Raw genomic sequence first — 16649 nt, forward strand, 5'->3', positions numbered from 1 at the left:
GAGGAATTCAGGACTAAATTGCTTGGTAAAGTCATATTTTACTTTTACAAGCAGAGGACGGCGTACGAGTTAATGCCGATTTCCTTGGGTACGGAGAAGTGAAAAGGAGCTAGGGGGAGGCGCGGACCGGCTCCTCCGCCGCGACAGGGGGCGGGTCGGGGGGCGGGGCGGGCGGCAGCGGCAGGGCGTCGGCGGGCGGCTCCGCCGCGGCGACGATCGGCGGTGGCGGTGCTGGCAGCGCGGCCTCGACCGGCGCGTCGGGCGGGGGCGGCAGGATCTCGGCCAGCGGCTCGGGCACCGGCGCCGCGGGGGCGGCAACCGGCATCGGCGCAGGTGGCGCGACCGACGGCGCGGAGGGCGTGATCGGCGCCGCCGCTTCGGCCGGAGGCGGCACCGCGGCAGCCGGCGGCGGCGCGACGATGGCACGCGCCTCCGCCGTCGGCGGTGAGTCCGCGGCGGCCGGCTCATGCGCGGCCATCTGCGCATCGTCGGGCGCGATCGCCTGCCCCAGGGAGCCGGGCGCGCCCGGCGCGGCATCCTCGGCCGGCCCCTGGTCTCCCAGCAGCCCGGCCCGGCCCAGCCCCGCCAGGCCGAGCGACAGCGGCGTGCCCGGCGCCACCGGCGCCGACGGGCGCAGCAGGATTGCCAGCACACCGAGGTGCAGCGCCACCGCCACCGCCCAGGCGGTCGGATGGACGCGCCGGAGTGCGGGCGGCGCGGACGCCGCCAGGGTGGTCACGGCGCGGCCTCGCCGATCAGCGATGCGCGCGCGAAGCCGGCCGCCGAGACCGCGCCCAGCACGCGCATCACCTCGCCATAGGGCTGGGCGCGATCGGCGCGCAGGAACACCGCGCGGTCGGGCGCCGCCGCGGCGAGCGGGCGCAGCGCCTGCGCCAGGGCCGCCAGGCCGACCTCCTCGCGCTCGATGAACACGCGGCCCTGCGAATCGAGTGACAGCACCAGCGGTTCCGGCGCCTGCGCCGCGGGCGCATTGCTGGCGCGCGGCAGGTCCACCGGCACGCCCACGCTCATCATCGGTGCCGCGACCATGAAGATGATGAGCAGCACCAGCATCACGTCCACGAAGGGCGTGACGTTGATCTCGGCCAGTACCTCGTCCTGGCCGCCCGGCCCGCCGATCGCCACGGGGCTATTCCGCCGCCAGCACAGGGCGCGCCGCGCGCGTGCCGGCCAGCGCCAGGCGCGCCGAGAGGCGCTCGGCCGCGCCGACGGCCAGCGCGCGCGCCGCCGCGAGTTCGACCGTCAGGCGGTTATAGGCCAGCGCCGCCGGGATCGCCGCGACCAGGCCGAGCGCGGTCGCGAACAGCGCCTCCGCGATGCCGGGCGCCACCGCGGCCAGGCTGGTATTGCCGCTGGCGGCGATGGCGGTGAAGGCGTTCATGATGCCCCAGACGGTGCCGAACAGCCCGACGAAGGGCGCGCTGGCGGCGATGCTGGCCAGCAGCGGCAGGCCGCTGCGCGCGGCATCCACCTGCTCGGTCACCGCCAGGTGCGCCGCGCCGGCGATATGCGCGCGACGATCGGCGAAGGCCTCCGCCGCCGCTTCCCGCGCCGCCTGCTCGGCCGCCTGGGGCACGGCGGACCACAGGTTGGCGGCCCCGGGCGCGGCGCCGCCCTCGGCGAAGCGGCGCAGTGCGGCGGCGTCGCGGTGCAGGCGGCGGAACCGCAGCAGGCGGTCCACCGCCACCGCCCAGACGCCGATGGACGCGGCCAGCAGCAGCAGCATCACCAGGCGAACCACCCAGTCCGCCATGAGGAACAGCCCGATGGGCGAAAGGTCGTGCGGGGTCGCCATGATGTCCGTCTCCCGTGTCAGAGGCCGAAGCGCAGGCCGGTGCGGCTGGTGGCGCGCAGCCGGTCCGCGCAATCGGCCGCGTCCTGCCCGCCGATCCGGCAGGCCAGCACGTCGTTGACGAGCAGCCGCGACAGGCTCTCGCAGGCCAGGCCGGGCAGGTCGAAGATGCGCACCGCGGTGCGCCCGGCGCCGACCGGGCCGAGCTCGACCGCGACGCGCCGCGCGATCTGCCCGTCCCGCGCGAAGGCCACCAGGTCGAGCCGCAGCGACCCCAGCGCCGGCGCGCCGGCGGCATCGTTCGACACGACCATCCACACGCGACAGGCCTCGGCGGGGCTGGCGACCTGTTCCAGGCGGTTCAGTTCGACCGGCAGGGGCGATTCGGCGTGCGCGGCGGCGGCCGGTGCCATGAGGGCGGCCAGGCCCGACAGCATCAGGCGCGGCAGGATGGGGTTTCGCATGGATGGGGTATTGCCAAAAATGCGATTGACTCGCAATTGCAGAATTTGACAGACCCCGGAAGGAACACCCTTGGCGACCACGCTGCACCACCCGATCGCCCGCTGGCTGGACCCCGCCGATGGCGCGCTGGCCGACCCCGCGCCCCTGCTGGCACAGATGGCCACCCTTGATGCCGTGCTGCTCGGCGAGACGCACGACGTCGCCGAGATTCATCGCTGGCAGTTGCAGGTCGCGACCTGCCTGCACCTGCTGCGCCCCGCCATGCAGATGGGCTTCGAGATGTTCCCCCGCCGCGTGCAGCCGGTGCTGGACGACTGGGTGGCCGGCGCGATGGGCACCGAGGCCTTCCTGGAAGCGGTCGACTGGCCAAAGGTCTGGGGCTTCGCGCCGGAGATCTACCTGCCGCTGTTCCACTTCTGCCGTCAGCAGCGCGTGCCGATGCTGGCGCTGAATTGCGAACGCGCGCTGGTCACGCGCGTGGGCATCGAGGGCTGGGACGCGGTGCCGGAGGCGGACCGCGACGGCTTGACGCCGGCCGCGGCCGAGACGCCCGGCCACCGCGCCTATATCGGCCGGCTGACCGGGCACGACTCCACGACGGTGACAGACCGCTTCCTGCGCGCGCAGCAGGTCTGGGACCGCGCCTTCGCCTGCAACATCGCGCGTGCCATCGCCGCGGCCGAGACCGCCGGGCAGGCGCGGCCGCTGGTGGTCGGCATCATCGGGCGCGGGCACCTGGAGCACGGCCATGGCACGCCGCACCAGCTGCGCGACCTTGGCATCACGCGCATCGGCGTGCTGCTGCCGACCGAGGCGGCCGAGCATGACGCGGAGGCGGTCCGCGGCATCGGCGATGCGCTGTTCCGCATCGCCCCGCCCGAGCCGCCAGCGCCGCGCGGGCGCTGAGGGCGCGGCGGCCTGCGCGCCGGGCCGCGATCCAGCCCGCGCGTCGGGCCGCGCCTCGGCCCGCGCGTCAGGCCGTGACCCAGCCCGCGCGTCAGGCCGCGACCCAGCCCGCGCGTCAGGCCGCGACGCGCGGCTTGCCGGCGATGGTCTGCAGCACCTCGAACGCCTCGAATTGCGAGGGGCCGGCCATGGTCGGCCGCGGCGCCGACGGACCAACGGCGCCGGCATTGGCATGGGCGCGGCGGAACTGGTCGGACCGCGTCCAGGCCTCGAAGGCCTCCTTCGACGCCCAGAAGGTGGTCGAGGCATACAGGACATGGTCCTCGGCCTGCGGTCCCTTCAGCAGGTGGAAGGCGACGAAGCCGTCCACCTCGTGCAGGCGGGTCTCGCGGGTCAGCCAGGTCTGCTCGAAGCGCTCGGCCTCGCTCGGGATCACGCGGAAACGGTTGCTGGCGACGAACATGCGGGTTCTGCGTCCTTGGGGCTGCGGTCGATCTCCTGCGGCGCGCAGCCGAAGCGCCGCAGGTATCCGTGCACGTCGATCACGTGGAGTGGCGCCATGGTCCGGGGCCTGGTCGCGATCGGCGAAAGCGCCGGCACGCCGCGCGCACCGGAATCACCGTGCGACGCCGCGCCCTCGCCACGGCGCAGGCTGCGGGCCGTGCTTCCAGGCACGGCTGCGGGCGCGCGCCGGCCATCGCGTTCCATCGCATCGCGCGACGGGGTGGCGCGGCCACGCGCCTGTCCAGGCGGCGCGACGCCAAGCCTGTCGCGATGGACGCCCACCTTCCGCGCGCTGTCGTGCGACGCCAGCAGGGGGATGTGCGTCGCCTGGCGCGTCATGCCGGCGCCCAGCGCCGCCAGAACCCGTCGGGATCGGGGCGCGGCGGCCGCGGGCGGTCAGGCGCCGGCGTGCCGACATAGATCCAGCCGAGCAGCATGTCGGTCTCGACGAAGCCAAGCGCGCGCTTCACCTCGGCATCATCGAGCGCGCCCGAGGACAGCCAGATGGCGCCGAAGCCCTGCGCCTCGATCGCATTGAGGAAGTTCATCACGCCGGCCGCGGCGGTGGCCTGCTGTTCCCACAGCGGGATGCGATGTCCGGGCCGCAGTGCGGCGCCGGCGGCGACCAGCAGCGGCGCGCGCAGCGGCTTCGCGCGTTCGAGGTCGAGCCGTTCCGGAGGCGTGTCCGGCAGCCGCCGCAGCAGGGAGGCGGCGATGACCGCGCCGAAGGCGGCGCGCGCATCGCCTTCGATGCAGACGAAGCGCGACGGCCGCAGGCCGCCATGGTCCGGCGCCCGCAGCGCGGCTGCCACGGCATGGCCCAGCGTGATGTCGTCGGGCCCGGGCGCCTGGAGCAATCGGGGGGGCACCGAGGCGCGCGACAGCAGAGCGGCCAGCGCCGTGGAGGGGGCGGGGAGGGTGTCGGGCACGGCGGTCGGTGGATCCCAGGGCCAGCTATTGGCTGCTGCATATAATGCGACTTAGTCGCAATTGCAATGGCCTCAGCGAACGCGCCTGGCCGCGCCCCGATCATCGGCAGCGGTCCGGCAGACCAGGGCGACCGGCCCGCGGCGCGTGATCATCCCTCATGCCGCCGCACGGGCGCTGCAACCACCACCGCGGCACGTGCGCGCGCCGCGCGCGCGGCAGGGTGGCATCGAAGCCCGCGCGGTTCGATGACCCGCGCGGCACGTGAGGCGCCTGCGGCAGGCTCGTTCAGGCCGGATGCTGCCGGATGTGGTCGAGCAGCAACGCCGACACGCGTTCAGGCATCTGGTCGGGCGCGTAGTGGCCGCCGCCGGGCAGGACCTCGAACCGATAGGGCGCTTCGACGAAGCGGGCCGTGCCCTCGGCCGCCATGCGGCCGAGGGTGTCGTCGGCATCGCCCCAGACGAACAGCGTCGGCACGCGCACCGGGCCGACCTCGCGATAGACCTTCCCCCTCGCGCGGTACCACGCCAAGGCCGCCTCCATCGCCGCCGGCGTTCCCAGCACACCAAGGTGCTTCTCAGTCGCCGCCGGCGGAACGCCGTTGGCCGCATGGCGAAGCCGGACCCATTCGGCATCCTTCGCCAGCAGCCGCGCGGCGGCTCCGGCATCCTGGAAAGCCTGGTGGTGGCGTGACCGATGCGCCTGGTCGGGATCTTCCTTGAGCGCCTTCGCGAATGCCGCGGGATGCGGCCGCGACAGCATCGTCAGCGAGGCGAGCCGGGCGGGAAGCCGGAACGCGATGTCCCAGGCCAGGCTGCCGCCCCAGTCATGCCCGACCAGGTGAAAGCGACGATCGGCGTGGCCCAAGGCGGAGACCAGCGCCAGCGCATCGCCGGTCAGCAGTTCGATGTCGTAGTTCGCGACATCCGCGGGATCGGGACGCGCATCGGGCGAGTATCCACGCTGGTCGGGCGCCGCCGCCAGCAGTCCCGCCGCGGCCAGCGCCGGCAGTTGCGCGTCGTACAGATGGCGCGAGACGGCGAAGCCGTGCAGCAGCAGCACCAGCGGCGCATCGCGCGCCCCCGCCACGGATACGTCGAAGACAAGGCCTGGCCGCAGCTCGATCCGGCGATGCTCGATCACAGCGTTTCCTTTCCCGGGCAGTCGCGCGATGGCGGCGCCAGCATGGCATTCGGCCCGGGGCGCGCAAGCAGCCGGCGCCGCGGCCGCGGTCGCGACCGACCGCGGTGACGGGTCGGCGTGTGGCCTATGCGATGGGCGGTGGGTGGCGCCCCGCCGGACCGGAGCGGTCGCCGCTGGCGCGCGCGGATGCGCAGGCACGCCGACCTGCCGCGCCGTGCCCTCACGCTTCGGCGCGCCGCGGATCGCAGGCAACCGCGTAACCCGCAGCCGGGGAGCGGCGAAGGACGACCCGACATCGTGAAGCATCCCATCCCGCATCGCCGCGTTGCCGGCCGCCTCGCGGCTGCCCGACCCACTGGCCGCCACCGCCGCCATCGCCGATCATGCCCAAGGGCAGGCAGCGCACGACGAACCGCCGCCGGCCCATTCCCGAAGGACCCACATGACCCCCCTTGCCCGCCGCCTGATCCTTGCTGCGCCGCTCGCCCTGCCCGTCGCCGCACGGGCGCGGTCGGACGCGCCGCTGCGCTTCGCCGTCGGCCCGTTCCAGCCGACGCCCGGCGACACGCGCCGCGCCTTCGAACCCTTCTTCGCGCGCCTGGCCGCCCTGCTGGACCGGCCCTATGAGTTGCGCGTGACCACCGACTGGGCCGGCATCGCGGTCGCGCTCGGCGCAGGCCAGGCGGATTGCGCCTGGATGGGGCCGTGGGGCTTCGTGCTCGCGCGTGCACGGGCGGGTGCGGAGGCGATCGCGACCGTGCTCTACCAGGATCGCCCGACCTATCACGCCATCATCATCGCGCGCCCGGGACTGCCCATCGCCCGCTTCCCGGAGGATGCGCGCGGCCTGTCGATCTCCTTCGCCGACGCGGGCTCGACCAGCGGATGGCTGGTCCCGCATCATTGGTTCATGACGCGCGGCATCGATCCCCGGACCTTCTTCCGCTACCGCGACGGATCGAGCCATGCGGCGAACGTCGTCTCGGTTGCTGCCGGCCAGGTCGACCTCGCCACCGACTTCGATCGCAACCTGGATGCCATGATCGCCGCGGGGCGCGTGCGTGCCGACCAGCTCCGCGTGGTCTGGCGCAGCGATCCGCTGCCGAACGATGCGCTGGCGGTGCGCCGCGACCTCGATCCAACGACGCGCGATGCGCTGCGCGCAGCGGCGCTCGCGACGACGGCGGAGCACCTGCCGCCCAACTATACCGGCTGGGTCGCGGCGACGCCGGCGACCTATGCCGGGATCGAGGCGGCCGGGCGGGCGCTTGGCCGGCTGTCCGGGGCCTGATGCGCCGCGCCGCCTGGATCCTTGGCTTCCTGGGCATCCAGGCCGCCTGCATCTGGCTGGTCGAGCCCGACCTGCCGCGCCTGTGGGACGGGCTGCCGCGGCTCGCGGGCTGGATCGCCGGCGGCTTTCCGCCGGATTTCTCGGGCGCCGGGGATCTCGCGCGGCGGGCGCTGGAGACGGTGGCGCTGGCAACCCTCGGCACCACCACCGCCGCGGTGCTGGCGGTGCCGCTGGCGCTGCTCGCCGCGCGGCCGGCCGCGCCGCTGGCCGTGCTCTATCACCCGGCGCGCGCGCTGCTCGATGCGCTGCGCGGCATCGACGGCTTCGTCTTCGCGCTGATCTTCGTCGCGGCGGTCGGCCTCGGGCCTTTCGCGGGAATGCTCGGCGTCGCGCTGCATTCGGCCGGCAGCCTCGGGAAACTGTGGTCGGAGGCGTTCGAGGCCGCCGATCCGGCGCCGATGGAAGCGGCGCTGTCGGCGGGGGCGGGCCGCGCGCAGGCGGCGGCGGTGGTGCTGGTGCCGGAGACCCTGCCGCAGACCGCATCGGCGTTGCTGTACGTGTGGGAGTTCAATATCCGCGCCTCCACCGTGCTGGGCCTGGTCGGTGCTGGCGGCATCGGCCAGGAACTCAAGAACGCGGTCGACCTGCTCGACTTCAACCGCGTCATCGCCATCCTGGCGACCATCGTGGCGCTGACGCTGGCGGCGGACCGGCTCTCCGCGGCGCTGCGGCGTCGCCTGCTGTGACGCCGCAGCCGGAACGCGGGCTGGTGGTGCAGGGCCTCACGGTCGTACTGGGCGGTCGGGCCGTGCTGCGCGATATCTCGCTGCAGGTGGCGCCGGGCGAGGTGGTCGCGCTGGAAGGCCCCTCCGGCGCGGGCAAGACGACGCTGCTGCGCGCGATCGCCGGGCTGCTGCCGGCCGAGGGCGCGGTGGTCGCCGCCGGTCGCCCGGCACTGGTGTTCCAGCACCATGCGCTGGCGGGTCGGCTGACGGCACGCGAGAATGCGCTGGTCGGCGCGCTCGGCCGCATGGGGTTCTGGCGCGCGGCGTTGCGCCTCTGGCCGCGCAGCGAGCTGGCGGCGACCGATGCGGCGCTCGGCTCGGTGGGCCTGTCGGGGCTGGAGGACCGGCGTGCCGACCGACTGTCCGGGGGGCAGCGGCAGCGCGTGGCGATCGCCCGCGCACTGGTGCAGCGTGCGCCGGTCCTGCTGGCCGACGAGCCGGTGGCGAGCCTCGATCCCGGCACCGCGGAAGGCGTGCTGACGCTGCTGCGCGACCTGGCGCGCGGCCAGCGGCTGCCGGTGCTTGTCTCGTTGCACCAGCCGGACCTCGCGATGCGCTTCGCCGATCGATTGCTGCGCCTGGAGGATGGATGCCTGAGACCGTCGTGATTGCCGCCGATGGGCCGCTGCTGGTCTTCGGCGGGCCCTATTCGAACCTGCAGGCGACGCAGGCGATGCTTGCCGAGGCCGCGCGGCGTGGCATCCCGGCGCGCCGCGTGATCTGTACCGGCGACGTCGTCGCCTATGGCGCCGATCCCGGCGCCTGCACCGACCTGGTGATGGCGAGCGGCATCCATGTCCTGATGGGCAATTGCGAGGAGAACCTCGCTGCCGGCGCGCGCGATTGCGGCTGCGGCTTCGACGACGGCACCGCCTGCGACCTGCTTTCGCGCGCCTGGTATGCCCATGCGGATCGCCACGTGACGCAGGCGCAGCGTGCCTGGATGGGTGCGCGGCCGCGGCGCCTGGAGGTCGCGCTGCCGGATGGGCGGCGCCTCGCCGTGCTGCATGGCGGATCGCAGGCGATCAGCCGCTTCCTGTTCGCCTCGACGTCCGAGGCTGTGCTGGCCGAGGAGATCGCGGCGACCGGCTGCGATGGCGTGATCGCCGGGCATTGCGGCATTCCCTTCGCCCGCCGCGTGGGGCGCGCGCTGTGGCTGAATGCCGGGGCCATCGGGATGCCCGCCGATGACGGCACGCCGCGCGCCTGGTTCGCCGTGCTGTCCCCGGCCGCGACGGGACTGCGCGCCGAGATCCTGCCGCTGTCCTACGACCACGATGCGGCGGCCGCGGCGATGCGCGCGGCGCGGCTACCCGAAGGCTATGCCGCCGCGCTGTCCAGCGGCCACTGGCCCTCCGGCGACGTGCTGCCGCCGACGGAGCAGGCCCGGCGCGGCACGCCATTGGCGCCGGTGAGCATCGACTGGCCGTTCGGCTGACACGCATCGCGCCCAAGCTCGCCCTCGCGGGGCTGAGCTGGCTGCGGGTGCGAGGCCGACACCCAGCACCCCGGCGCCCCGGATGGAAGGCACGGGAACGCCCGCGCCAGGCCGCCGGCGCCGATCCGGCCCGGCGGCGAGCCACGGTGGCGACAGGCTGGGGTCACCCGTGTCCGTGGCGGGTCTCGGCGCCCGCCATCGTGCCGGGGCGCGCGACGACGACGCGTGCCAGCGCGCGCGCAACGACGTAGAAGACCGGCGTGAACAGCAGGCCGAAGACGGTCACGCCGAGCATGCCGTAGAACACCGCCACGCCCAGGCTCTGCCGCATCTCCGCCCCTGCGCCGGACGCGATCGTCAGCGGCAGCACGCCGAGGATGAAGGCGAGGCTGGTCATCAGGATCGGCCGCAGCCTGGTGCGCGCGGCGGCGACCGCCGCATCCCAGCGATTCGCACCGTCCTGTTCCGCCGCGCGGGCGAATTCGACGATCAGGATCGCGTTCTTCGCCGCCAGCCCGACCAGCACCACCAGCCCGACCTGCACCAGCACGTTGTTGTCGAGCCCGGCCCAGCGCACGCCGACCAGCGCCGCCAGCACCGACATCGGCGCGATCAGCACGATCGCCAGCGGCAGCAGCCAGCTCTCGTACATCGCCGCCAGCACCAGGAAGACGAAGACCACCGCGAGCCCGAAGGCGATCGGCGCGGTATTGCCGACCATCTTCTCCTGCAACGCGATCTCGGTCCATTCGTAGCCGAAGCCTTCCGGCAGGGTCTCCGCCAGCACGCGTTCCATGATGGCGATGGCCTGGCCGGTCGACACGCCCGGCAGCGCCGCGCCTTGCAGCTCGACCGCGGGATAGAGGTTGTAGCGCGGCATCCGGTACGGGCCGGAGGTCTCCTGGAAGGTCGCGAGGCTGCCGAGCGGCACCATCGCGCCAGCGTCGCTGCGCGTGCGCAGCCGGGCGATGTCCTCGGCGCTCGTGCGGTACTGCGCGTCGGCCTGCGCGGTGACGCGCCAGGTGCGCCCCAGCAGGTTGAAGTCGTTCACGAAGGCCGAGCCGAGATAGACGCCCATCGCCTCATGCACGCGGCTGACCGGCACGCCGAGCATCTCCGCCCGCGCGCGGTCGATGTCGGTGCGGATCTGCGGCGTGTTGGTGTTGAACAGGCTGAAGGCGAAGGCGATGCCGGGCGTCTGGTTCGCCGCGCCCATCACGGCGTGCAGCGCGGCCTCCATTGCCTGCGGTCCGCGTCCGCTGCGGTCCTGGATCATCAGCTTGAACCCGCCGCCGGTGCCGATGCCGGGCACCGAGGGGGGCGCGAGCACGAAGACCATCGCATCCGGGTCGCCCATCAGCCGGCCCTGGAGATCGGCGAGGATGCCGCCGGCGGTCAGGCCCTGCGCGGTACGCTCCTCGAAGGGCCGCAGCGTTGCGAAGACCACGCCGGCATTCGGCGCGTTGGTGAAAGTGGCGCCGTCGAAGCCGACGAAGGCGACGGCGCTCTCGATGCCCGGGGTCGCCAGGATGGCGTCGGAGGCGCGGCGGATCACCGCATCCGTGCGCGCCAGGTTCGCCCCCGGCGGCAGTTGGAAGGCAGCGATGAAGTAGCCGCGGTCGAGCGGCGGGATCAGCCCCGTCGGCGTCGATGTCACGGTCCAGCCGGTCGCCGCGAGCAGCCCGCCATAGATGAGCATGAGCACCACGGGAATGCGGATCAGCCGCCGCGTCAGCGCGCCGTAGCCGATCGACATCCGGTCGAACAGCCGGTTGAAGCCGCGCGCGAAGGCCCCGAACGGGCGCAGCAGCAGCGGGCGTGGGCCTTCGTGGTGCCCATGCGGCTTCAGCAGGATCGCCGCCAGTGCCGGCGACAGCGTGAGCGACACCAGCGCCGAGAGCAGCGTCGCGACCGAGATGGTCACCGCGAACTGCTTGTAGAAGGCGCCGGAGATCCCGGGGATGAAGGCGGTCGGCACGAAGACCGCGACCAGCACCAGCGCGATGGCGATCAGCGCGAAGCCGACCTCGTCCATCGTCTTGCGCGCGGCTTCCAGCGGCGACAGGCCCTCGGCCATGTGCCGTTCCGCGTTCTCCACCACCACGATGGCGTCGTCCACGACGATGCCGATGGCCAGGATCAGGCCGAACATGGTCAGCGTGTTCAGGGTGAAGCCGAGCGCCAGCAGGACCGCGAAGGTGCCGATGATCGACACCGGGATGGCCAGCAGCGGGATCACCGCCGCGCGCCAGTTCTGCAGGAACAGGATGACGACGAGGACGACCAGCAGCACCGCTTCGATGAAGGTCGTCAGCACGGCCTCCATGCTCTGCGCGATGAAGCGCGTCGGGTCATAGACGATGCTGTAGCCGATGCCGGGCGGGAAGCTGCGCGCGGCTTCCTCCATCGCCGCGCGCACGGCCGCGGCGGTCTGCAGGGCGTTGCTGCCGGGGCGCTGGAACACGCCGATCGCGGTGGCGAGCTGGTTGTTCAGCAGTGCATTCACCGTGTAGTCGGCCGCGCCGATCTCGACCCGCGCGACGTCACGCAGGCGCAGCGGCGCGCCGTTCTCGCCGGTGGCGATGATCTGCTCGCCGAAGGCCTCGGGCGTGGCCAGCCGGCCCTGCGTGAGGACGGAGAATTCAAAGGCGCCCGCAGTCGTGGCGCGCGGCGCCTGGCCGAGCGCGCCGGCCGCGACCTGCACATTCGCACGGCGCAGTGCGTCGACCACCTCGCCCGCCGTCAGCCCGCGCGCGGCGATGCGGTCAGGGTCGAGCCAGACGCGCATGGCATAGTCGCGTGCGCCGAACATCTGCGCATCGCCCACGCCGTCGATGCGGGCGATGCGGTCCTTGATGTTGAGCGTCGCGTAGTTCGAGATGTATTCATGGTCGCGGCTGCCATCCGGCGAGGTGACATGCACCACCATCAGGAAGTCCGGGCTGGCCTTGCGCACGGTGATGCCGAGGCGGCGGACTTCCTCCGGCAGGCGGGGTTCGGCCACGGCGACGCGGTTCTGCACCAGCACCTGCGCCTGGTCGCCGTTGACGCCCTGGCGGAACACCACCGTCACGGTCAGCCGCCCGTCCCCGGTGGATTGGGAGGAGAGGTAGAGCATGCCGTCCACCCCGTTCACCTCCTGCTCGATCGGGCCGGCGACGGTCTCGGCGATCGTCTCGGCCGAGGCGCCGGGATACATCGCGACGATCGTCACGCTGGGCGGCGCGATCTCCGGATATTCCGAGATCGGCAGGCGGAAGGCGGTGATCGCGCCGACCAGCGTGATGGCGATTGAGATGACTGCGGCGAAGACCGGGCGGTCGATGAAGAAGCGGGCGAGGCGCATCGGGACATGCCTTGGGCGTGGCCGCGTGCGACGCGCGCAGCCTGGGAACGGGAAGGGCGGTCGTTCAGTCGGCGGCGGCGAGCGGGCTCGGGCCGATGCGGCCCTGCTCCGCTGTCACGCGCATCCCGGGGCGCGCGCGGTGCAGCCCGCCGATGATGACGCGATCCTCCGGCGCCAGCCCGCTGCGCACCACGCGCAGCCCGTCGCTGAGCGGCCCGAGCCGCACCTGGCGCGGCGTCACGGTGCCGTCGGCGGCGACCGTCAGCACCATGCGGCCGGTCTGGTCCGCCATCACGGAGGCGTCGGGCACCAGCAGCGAGGGTTCCTCGCCGGTCGACAGCCTGATGCGCGCGAAGCTGCCCGGCGTCAGGAACAGGTCGGGATTGGGCACCACGGCGCGGACGCGGATGGTGCCGCTGCGCGCATCGAAGGCGCTGTCGACGAAATCGACGCGACCTTCGCGGCTGAACTCCGCCTCGTCCAGCAGGCGCAATTGCACCGGCAGGCTGGCGCCGCGCAGCCCGGCGCGGGCCGATCGCGCCTGGCGGAGATACTCGGCCTCGCTCGGGTCGAAGCTGACATAGACGGGGTCGAGCGCGAGCAGCGTCGTCAGCACCGTCTGGCCCTGCTGGACCAGGTTGCCGGCATCGACGCGGCGGTCGCTGACGCGACCCGGGCGTGGCGCGCGGATCTCGGTGAATTCGAGGTCGAGCGCCGCCTGGCGCTCGGCGGCCCGGGCGGCGGCCAGGCCGGCCTGGGCTTCGCGCAGCGCCGCGCGGCGGGAATCGATTTCCGCCTGCGGGGCGATTCGGCTGGCCGCGAGGGGTTCGTACCGCGCGACCTGCTGTTCCGCGAGCAGCAGCCGCGCCTCGGTGCGCGCGACCTCGGCCTGCGCGGTGTCGAGCGCGATGCGGAAGGGCCGCTGATCCAGCGTGAAGAGCGGGTCGCCGGCGCGCACGATGGCGCCGTCGGTGAAGTGCACCTGGTCCACCTGGCCGGAGACGCGGGCGCGGATGTCCACGCGGGCCGAGGGCTCGACGCGCGCCATGTGCTCCTGCCACTCGGTGACCGGGCGCGACAGCGGCGTTGCCACGGTGACGGGCGGCGGCGCGGGCTGCGCGAGGGCGAGGGGCGCCGTGGCGGTGATGGCGACGCCGATGGCCGCGCCCTGGACGCGCGCCAGCCATGACATCCAAAGGCTTTCGGTGGGCACGATGGCCTTGCGCGAGGGGGAGGTCATGCCCTATCTCCAAATGATACCGACCGGTTCGTCCCGCTACTTAGAGTGACCGGTCGGTATCATCAAGAGCCTTTTCCGCGCCGCCAGTCCGCGGCGCGTCCAAGGAGGGTTGATCGCCATGGCCGGCGCCACTGCCGCCAAACCGAAGGCCGCCGACCGCATCCAGGAGGCGGCGCGCGAATTGTTCGAACGCCAGGGCATCCGCGCCACCGGCGTCGAGGAAGTCTGCCGCGTGGCCGAGGCCACGAAGATGAGCCTGTACCGCGCCTTCCCCAGCAAGGATGCGCTGGTGGCCGCGATCCTCGCCGAGGATGCGGCCGAGTACGACGCCTGGGTCGAGGATTCGCTGTCGCGGGCCAAGGACGCGGCAGGCCGCCTGCACGCCCTGGTCGAGGCAACCGCGGTCGAGGTCGCGCAACCTGGCGTCTGCGGCTGCCCGATGCTGCTGGCCCAGGCGGAGTTCCGCGATCCGGAGCACCCGACCTACCAGGTGGTGGCGGATTTCAAGCGCGGTTGCCGCGAGCGCATCCGCAGCCTGGCCGAGCAGGCAGGGGCGGCGCATCCGGGGGCGCTCGCGGACCAGCTCTCAGTGATCATCGAGGGCGCCATCGCCGCGCGCAGCTACCTGGGCGAGGCACGCGCCGCGGAGACGCTGCGCCAGTGCGGGACCCTGCTGATCGAGGCCGGATTGGCCGGCGGGACGCCGCCCTCCGGCTCCGCGCAGGGTGCCGCGGATCGTCGGTCACGGCCGGCGAAGCATCGGTAGCCGGGATCGGGGACCGCCGCCCGCCGCGGGGCGGCCCGGATCATCCGCATCGGATCGTTGCGTGCCGCGCGATGGTGCCAGGCGGGTGACGCAGGCGCCTTGCCTGGGCGGCCCATCACGCGGGGCAGGCGGCCGTTGCCGGGGCGGATTTCCGCCAGGACGGCCTCGCCTGCGGCGCGGGTGCTTCGGCCTGGTCCACCGCGGCGTTCTGGCCTGGTTCAGCGCGTGCCGGGATCGTCACGCGCACGCCTGGCGTCGCCAGCGCCATCGTGCAGGCCCTGTCCGGCCCCATGCTCGCCACGCGGAGAGTCGCGGATGGATCGCGGATCCCGAGTTCCGTCCGCTTCACGTCCATCCCGGGCAACCGACGCCCCGTGATGCGCGACTTCTGCGAGCCCCGCCTGGAACTGCGACCGCATGTGCGCCACGCCGCCCGTCGTGAGCCCGCCATCCGCCGCGACCTCGCTGCCGGTCATGAACGATGCTGCCTCCGAAGCCAGGAAGACGACGACAGCGGCGATCTCCTCCGCGCTCGCCTCCCGGCCCAGCGGGATCGCGTGGCGGTTGGCTGCGATGTGGCCGGCCGGGGCGGCTTGCGTCAGCGGCGTCGCGATGGTGGCCGGATGGACGGAATTGACCCGGATGCCCTGCGGCGCGAACTCCAGCGCCGCTGATTTCGTCAGCCCGCGCAGAGCCCATTTGCTCGCCGTGTAGGACGGATCCCCATGCGCGATGAGACCGGCGGTCGATGAGACATTGACGATCGCCGAGGGGGCCGCCCTGGCCAGCATGGCGCGGCAATGCTTCATGCCGAGGAACGCGCCGGTCACGTTCACCGCGAGGGCACGGTCCCAGTCTTCGCGCGTCGTCCCGGCCAGCGGCTTGCGGATGATGATGCCCGCATTGTTCACCAGCACGTCGAGCCGGCCCGACTCTGTCGCAAGACGCTCGGACAGGGCTTTCCAGTCGCATTCCTGCGTCACGTCCAGGCGACGAAAGGACACATCGAGTCCCTTCGCCCGCAGCGCTCCGGCGAGATCCCCGCCCTCCTGCTCAAGCACGTCGCAGGCGTGCACCTGCGCGCCCTGGCGCGCGAAGTCCCGCACGATGGCCGCGCCCAGTCCGCGGGCCGCGCCCGTCACGCAGACAATGCGCCGCGGGACGCTGGTGTTGGCGATCACGTCCTCATGGCGTCCAGCCCAGCCAGCGGCAGAGCGCTTCACCCATCACCGCCGCCCTGTCCGCGCCAGCGAGCCAGGGCAGGTGTTCGGTGAACATCGTGACCGAAGCGCGATAGTCGCAGGGCAGGCGCGTCAGGTCCGATCCCCAGAAGACGCGCTGCGGCCCGAAGGCGTAGAAGGCGGCCTTCAGGAACGGTTCGACACTGCGGAACGGATAGGCGTCATCCGCCGCGCATGGCAGCGCAGAGGCCTTCACCGCGACATTGCCGAGACGGGCGAGGCGCAGCACGCCGTCCAGATGTTCGAAGGCCGCCGCACCGCGCCGTTCGACATGCGCGCCCAGGTGGTCGAGAACCAGACGCAAGCCGGGATGGCGTTGCGCGATCAGGCCGACCGCCTCGAAATCCTCGTTGACGAAGAGCATCAACGGCAGCCCATCCGCCTCGGCCTGGCGGAAGATCCAGTCGATGCTGCCGTCGCGAAGCTGGCGCACCGCAGCGCGACGAAAGTTGAGCCGCGCGCCCAGCATGCCCGGGATGAACTTCCATTCGGCGAAGCGATCGCGGCTGTCCGCCGCATCCAGCGGCAGCCGGCCCATCACCGCGAAGCGATCCGGGTGCCGCCGTGCCGCGGCCAGGCACAGCGCATTGCGGTGCCCCTCCCAGGATGGCGGGACAAGCACCGCGCGCTGCACGCCGGCGCGATCCATCTCGGCCAGCAGATCGTCGGGCGAGAAGGGCTCCGCGCGCTGGACCACGGCCGGCGGCGGCTGCGGCCAGGGATGGTCGGCCGGCTCCGCTGCCCAGACATGCACCTGGGAATCGGCGATCATCATCCGGCC

General features: G+C 73.0%; 18 protein-coding genes. 6 read left to right on the forward strand and 12 right to left on the reverse strand.

Annotation, left to right across the window (positions count from 1 at the left end):
* Positions 1-109: 109 nt before the first annotated feature.
* From LQ222_RS22665 to LQ222_RS22680, 4 genes are read right to left on the reverse strand one after another with little or no spacing between them, the layout of a single operon-like run.
* A complete protein-coding gene (locus LQ222_RS22665) occupies positions 110-739 on the reverse strand; it encodes a hypothetical protein (RefSeq protein ID WP_230169141.1) in 630 nt (209 codons plus the stop codon).
* A complete protein-coding gene (locus LQ222_RS22670) occupies positions 736-1146 on the reverse strand; it encodes an ExbD/TolR family protein (protein WP_230169143.1) in 411 nt (136 codons plus the stop codon). The genes LQ222_RS22665 and LQ222_RS22670 overlap by 4 nt, the downstream gene beginning before the upstream one ends.
* Positions 1147-1150: 4 nt before the next feature.
* Positions 1151-1816 carry a MotA/TolQ/ExbB proton channel family protein gene (locus LQ222_RS22675; protein ID WP_305800037.1) on the reverse strand — a complete coding sequence of 222 codons (666 nt, stop codon included), beginning with the start codon at positions 1814-1816 and terminating at the stop codon, positions 1151-1153.
* A 17-nt stretch (positions 1817-1833) separates the two neighbouring features.
* Positions 1834-2277 (reverse strand): Tat pathway signal protein, encoded by a 444-nt coding sequence (locus LQ222_RS22680; RefSeq protein WP_230169145.1) that lies wholly within the window; start codon positions 2275-2277, stop codon positions 1834-1836.
* 70 nt (positions 2278-2347) lie between these two features.
* Between LQ222_RS22680 and LQ222_RS22685 the strand changes: the two genes are divergently transcribed.
* Positions 2348-3184, forward strand: a complete 837-nt coding sequence (locus LQ222_RS22685; RefSeq protein WP_230169146.1) for a ChaN family lipoprotein — start codon at positions 2348-2350, stop codon at positions 3182-3184.
* Positions 3185-3299: 115 nt separating this feature from the next.
* Here the strand turns inward: LQ222_RS22685 and LQ222_RS22690 are convergent, their stop codons facing one another.
* From LQ222_RS22690 to LQ222_RS22705, 4 genes are all read right to left on the reverse strand, one after another.
* Positions 3300-3647 carry an antibiotic biosynthesis monooxygenase gene (locus tag LQ222_RS22690; protein ID WP_230169147.1) on the reverse strand — a complete coding sequence of 116 codons (348 nt, stop codon included), beginning with the start codon at positions 3645-3647 and terminating at the stop codon, positions 3300-3302.
* The gene (locus LQ222_RS22695) at positions 3617-4027 is read right to left on the reverse strand and encodes a hypothetical protein (RefSeq protein ID WP_230169148.1); all 411 of its coding nucleotides are present in this window, start codon (positions 4025-4027) and stop codon (positions 3617-3619) included. Before LQ222_RS22695 ends, LQ222_RS22690 begins: the two co-directional genes overlap by 31 nt.
* Positions 4024-4617, reverse strand: a complete 594-nt coding sequence (locus tag LQ222_RS22700) for a nitroreductase (protein WP_230169149.1) — start codon at positions 4615-4617, stop codon at positions 4024-4026. The genes LQ222_RS22695 and LQ222_RS22700 overlap by 4 nt, the downstream gene beginning before the upstream one ends.
* 286 nt (positions 4618-4903) lie before the next feature.
* Positions 4904-5761, reverse strand: coding sequence for an alpha/beta fold hydrolase (locus LQ222_RS22705; RefSeq protein WP_230169150.1), 858 nt, complete (start codon positions 5759-5761; stop codon positions 4904-4906).
* A gap of 442 nt (positions 5762-6203) precedes the next feature.
* On the opposite strand from LQ222_RS22705, the gene LQ222_RS22710 reads away from it, so the two are divergent.
* Genes LQ222_RS22710 through LQ222_RS22725 form a run of 4 tightly spaced genes read left to right on the forward strand, consistent with a single transcriptional unit; the run spans position 6204 to position 9275 of the window.
* Entirely contained in the window at positions 6204-7052 is an 849-nt protein-coding gene (locus LQ222_RS22710) for a phosphate/phosphite/phosphonate ABC transporter substrate-binding protein (protein ID WP_230169151.1), read from the forward strand.
* Positions 7052-7798: a phosphonate ABC transporter, permease protein PhnE gene (gene phnE, locus LQ222_RS22715; protein WP_230169153.1), complete on the forward strand. Its 747-nt coding sequence runs from the start codon at positions 7052-7054 to the stop codon at positions 7796-7798. Before LQ222_RS22710 ends, phnE begins: the two co-directional genes overlap by 1 nt.
* Positions 7795-8445 carry a phosphonate ABC transporter ATP-binding protein gene (locus LQ222_RS22720; RefSeq protein ID WP_230169155.1) on the forward strand — a complete coding sequence of 217 codons (651 nt, stop codon included), beginning with the start codon at positions 7795-7797 and terminating at the stop codon, positions 8443-8445. The genes phnE and LQ222_RS22720 overlap by 4 nt, the downstream gene beginning before the upstream one ends.
* Complete coding sequence (locus LQ222_RS22725) at positions 8427-9275, forward strand: metallophosphoesterase (protein WP_230169156.1); 849 nt, start codon at positions 8427-8429, stop codon at positions 9273-9275. The genes LQ222_RS22720 and LQ222_RS22725 overlap by 19 nt, the downstream gene beginning before the upstream one ends.
* A 163-nt stretch (positions 9276-9438) precedes the next feature.
* Here the strand turns inward: LQ222_RS22725 and LQ222_RS22730 are convergent, their stop codons facing one another.
* Both LQ222_RS22730 and LQ222_RS22735 read right to left on the reverse strand, forming a co-directional pair.
* A complete protein-coding gene (locus tag LQ222_RS22730) occupies positions 9439-12621 on the reverse strand; it encodes an efflux RND transporter permease subunit (RefSeq protein ID WP_230169157.1) in 3183 nt (1060 codons plus the stop codon).
* Positions 12622-12685: 64 nt separating this feature from the next.
* Positions 12686-13861, reverse strand: coding sequence for an efflux RND transporter periplasmic adaptor subunit (locus LQ222_RS22735; protein ID WP_230169158.1), 1176 nt, complete (start codon positions 13859-13861; stop codon positions 12686-12688).
* Between the two features lie 118 nt (positions 13862-13979).
* Between LQ222_RS22735 and LQ222_RS22740 the strand changes: the two genes are divergently transcribed.
* Positions 13980-14627, forward strand: coding sequence for a TetR/AcrR family transcriptional regulator (locus LQ222_RS22740; protein ID WP_230169159.1), 648 nt, complete (start codon positions 13980-13982; stop codon positions 14625-14627).
* Between the two features lie 218 nt (positions 14628-14845).
* Here the strand turns inward: LQ222_RS22740 and LQ222_RS22745 are convergent, their stop codons facing one another.
* Both LQ222_RS22745 and LQ222_RS22750 read right to left on the reverse strand, forming a co-directional pair.
* On the reverse strand, positions 14846-15808 hold the full coding sequence (locus tag LQ222_RS22745) for an SDR family NAD(P)-dependent oxidoreductase (protein ID WP_230169160.1): 963 nt from the start codon (positions 15806-15808) through the stop codon (positions 14846-14848).
* Between the two features lie 4 nt (positions 15809-15812).
* Positions 15813-16643, reverse strand: a complete 831-nt coding sequence (locus tag LQ222_RS22750) for an amidohydrolase (RefSeq protein WP_230169161.1) — start codon at positions 16641-16643, stop codon at positions 15813-15815.
* Positions 16644-16649: the final 6 nt, after the last annotated feature.

The organism is Roseomonas sp. CECT 9278 (assembly GCF_918698155.1).
In the GTDB taxonomy this organism is placed as follows: domain Bacteria; phylum Pseudomonadota; class Alphaproteobacteria; order Acetobacterales; family Acetobacteraceae; genus Neoroseomonas.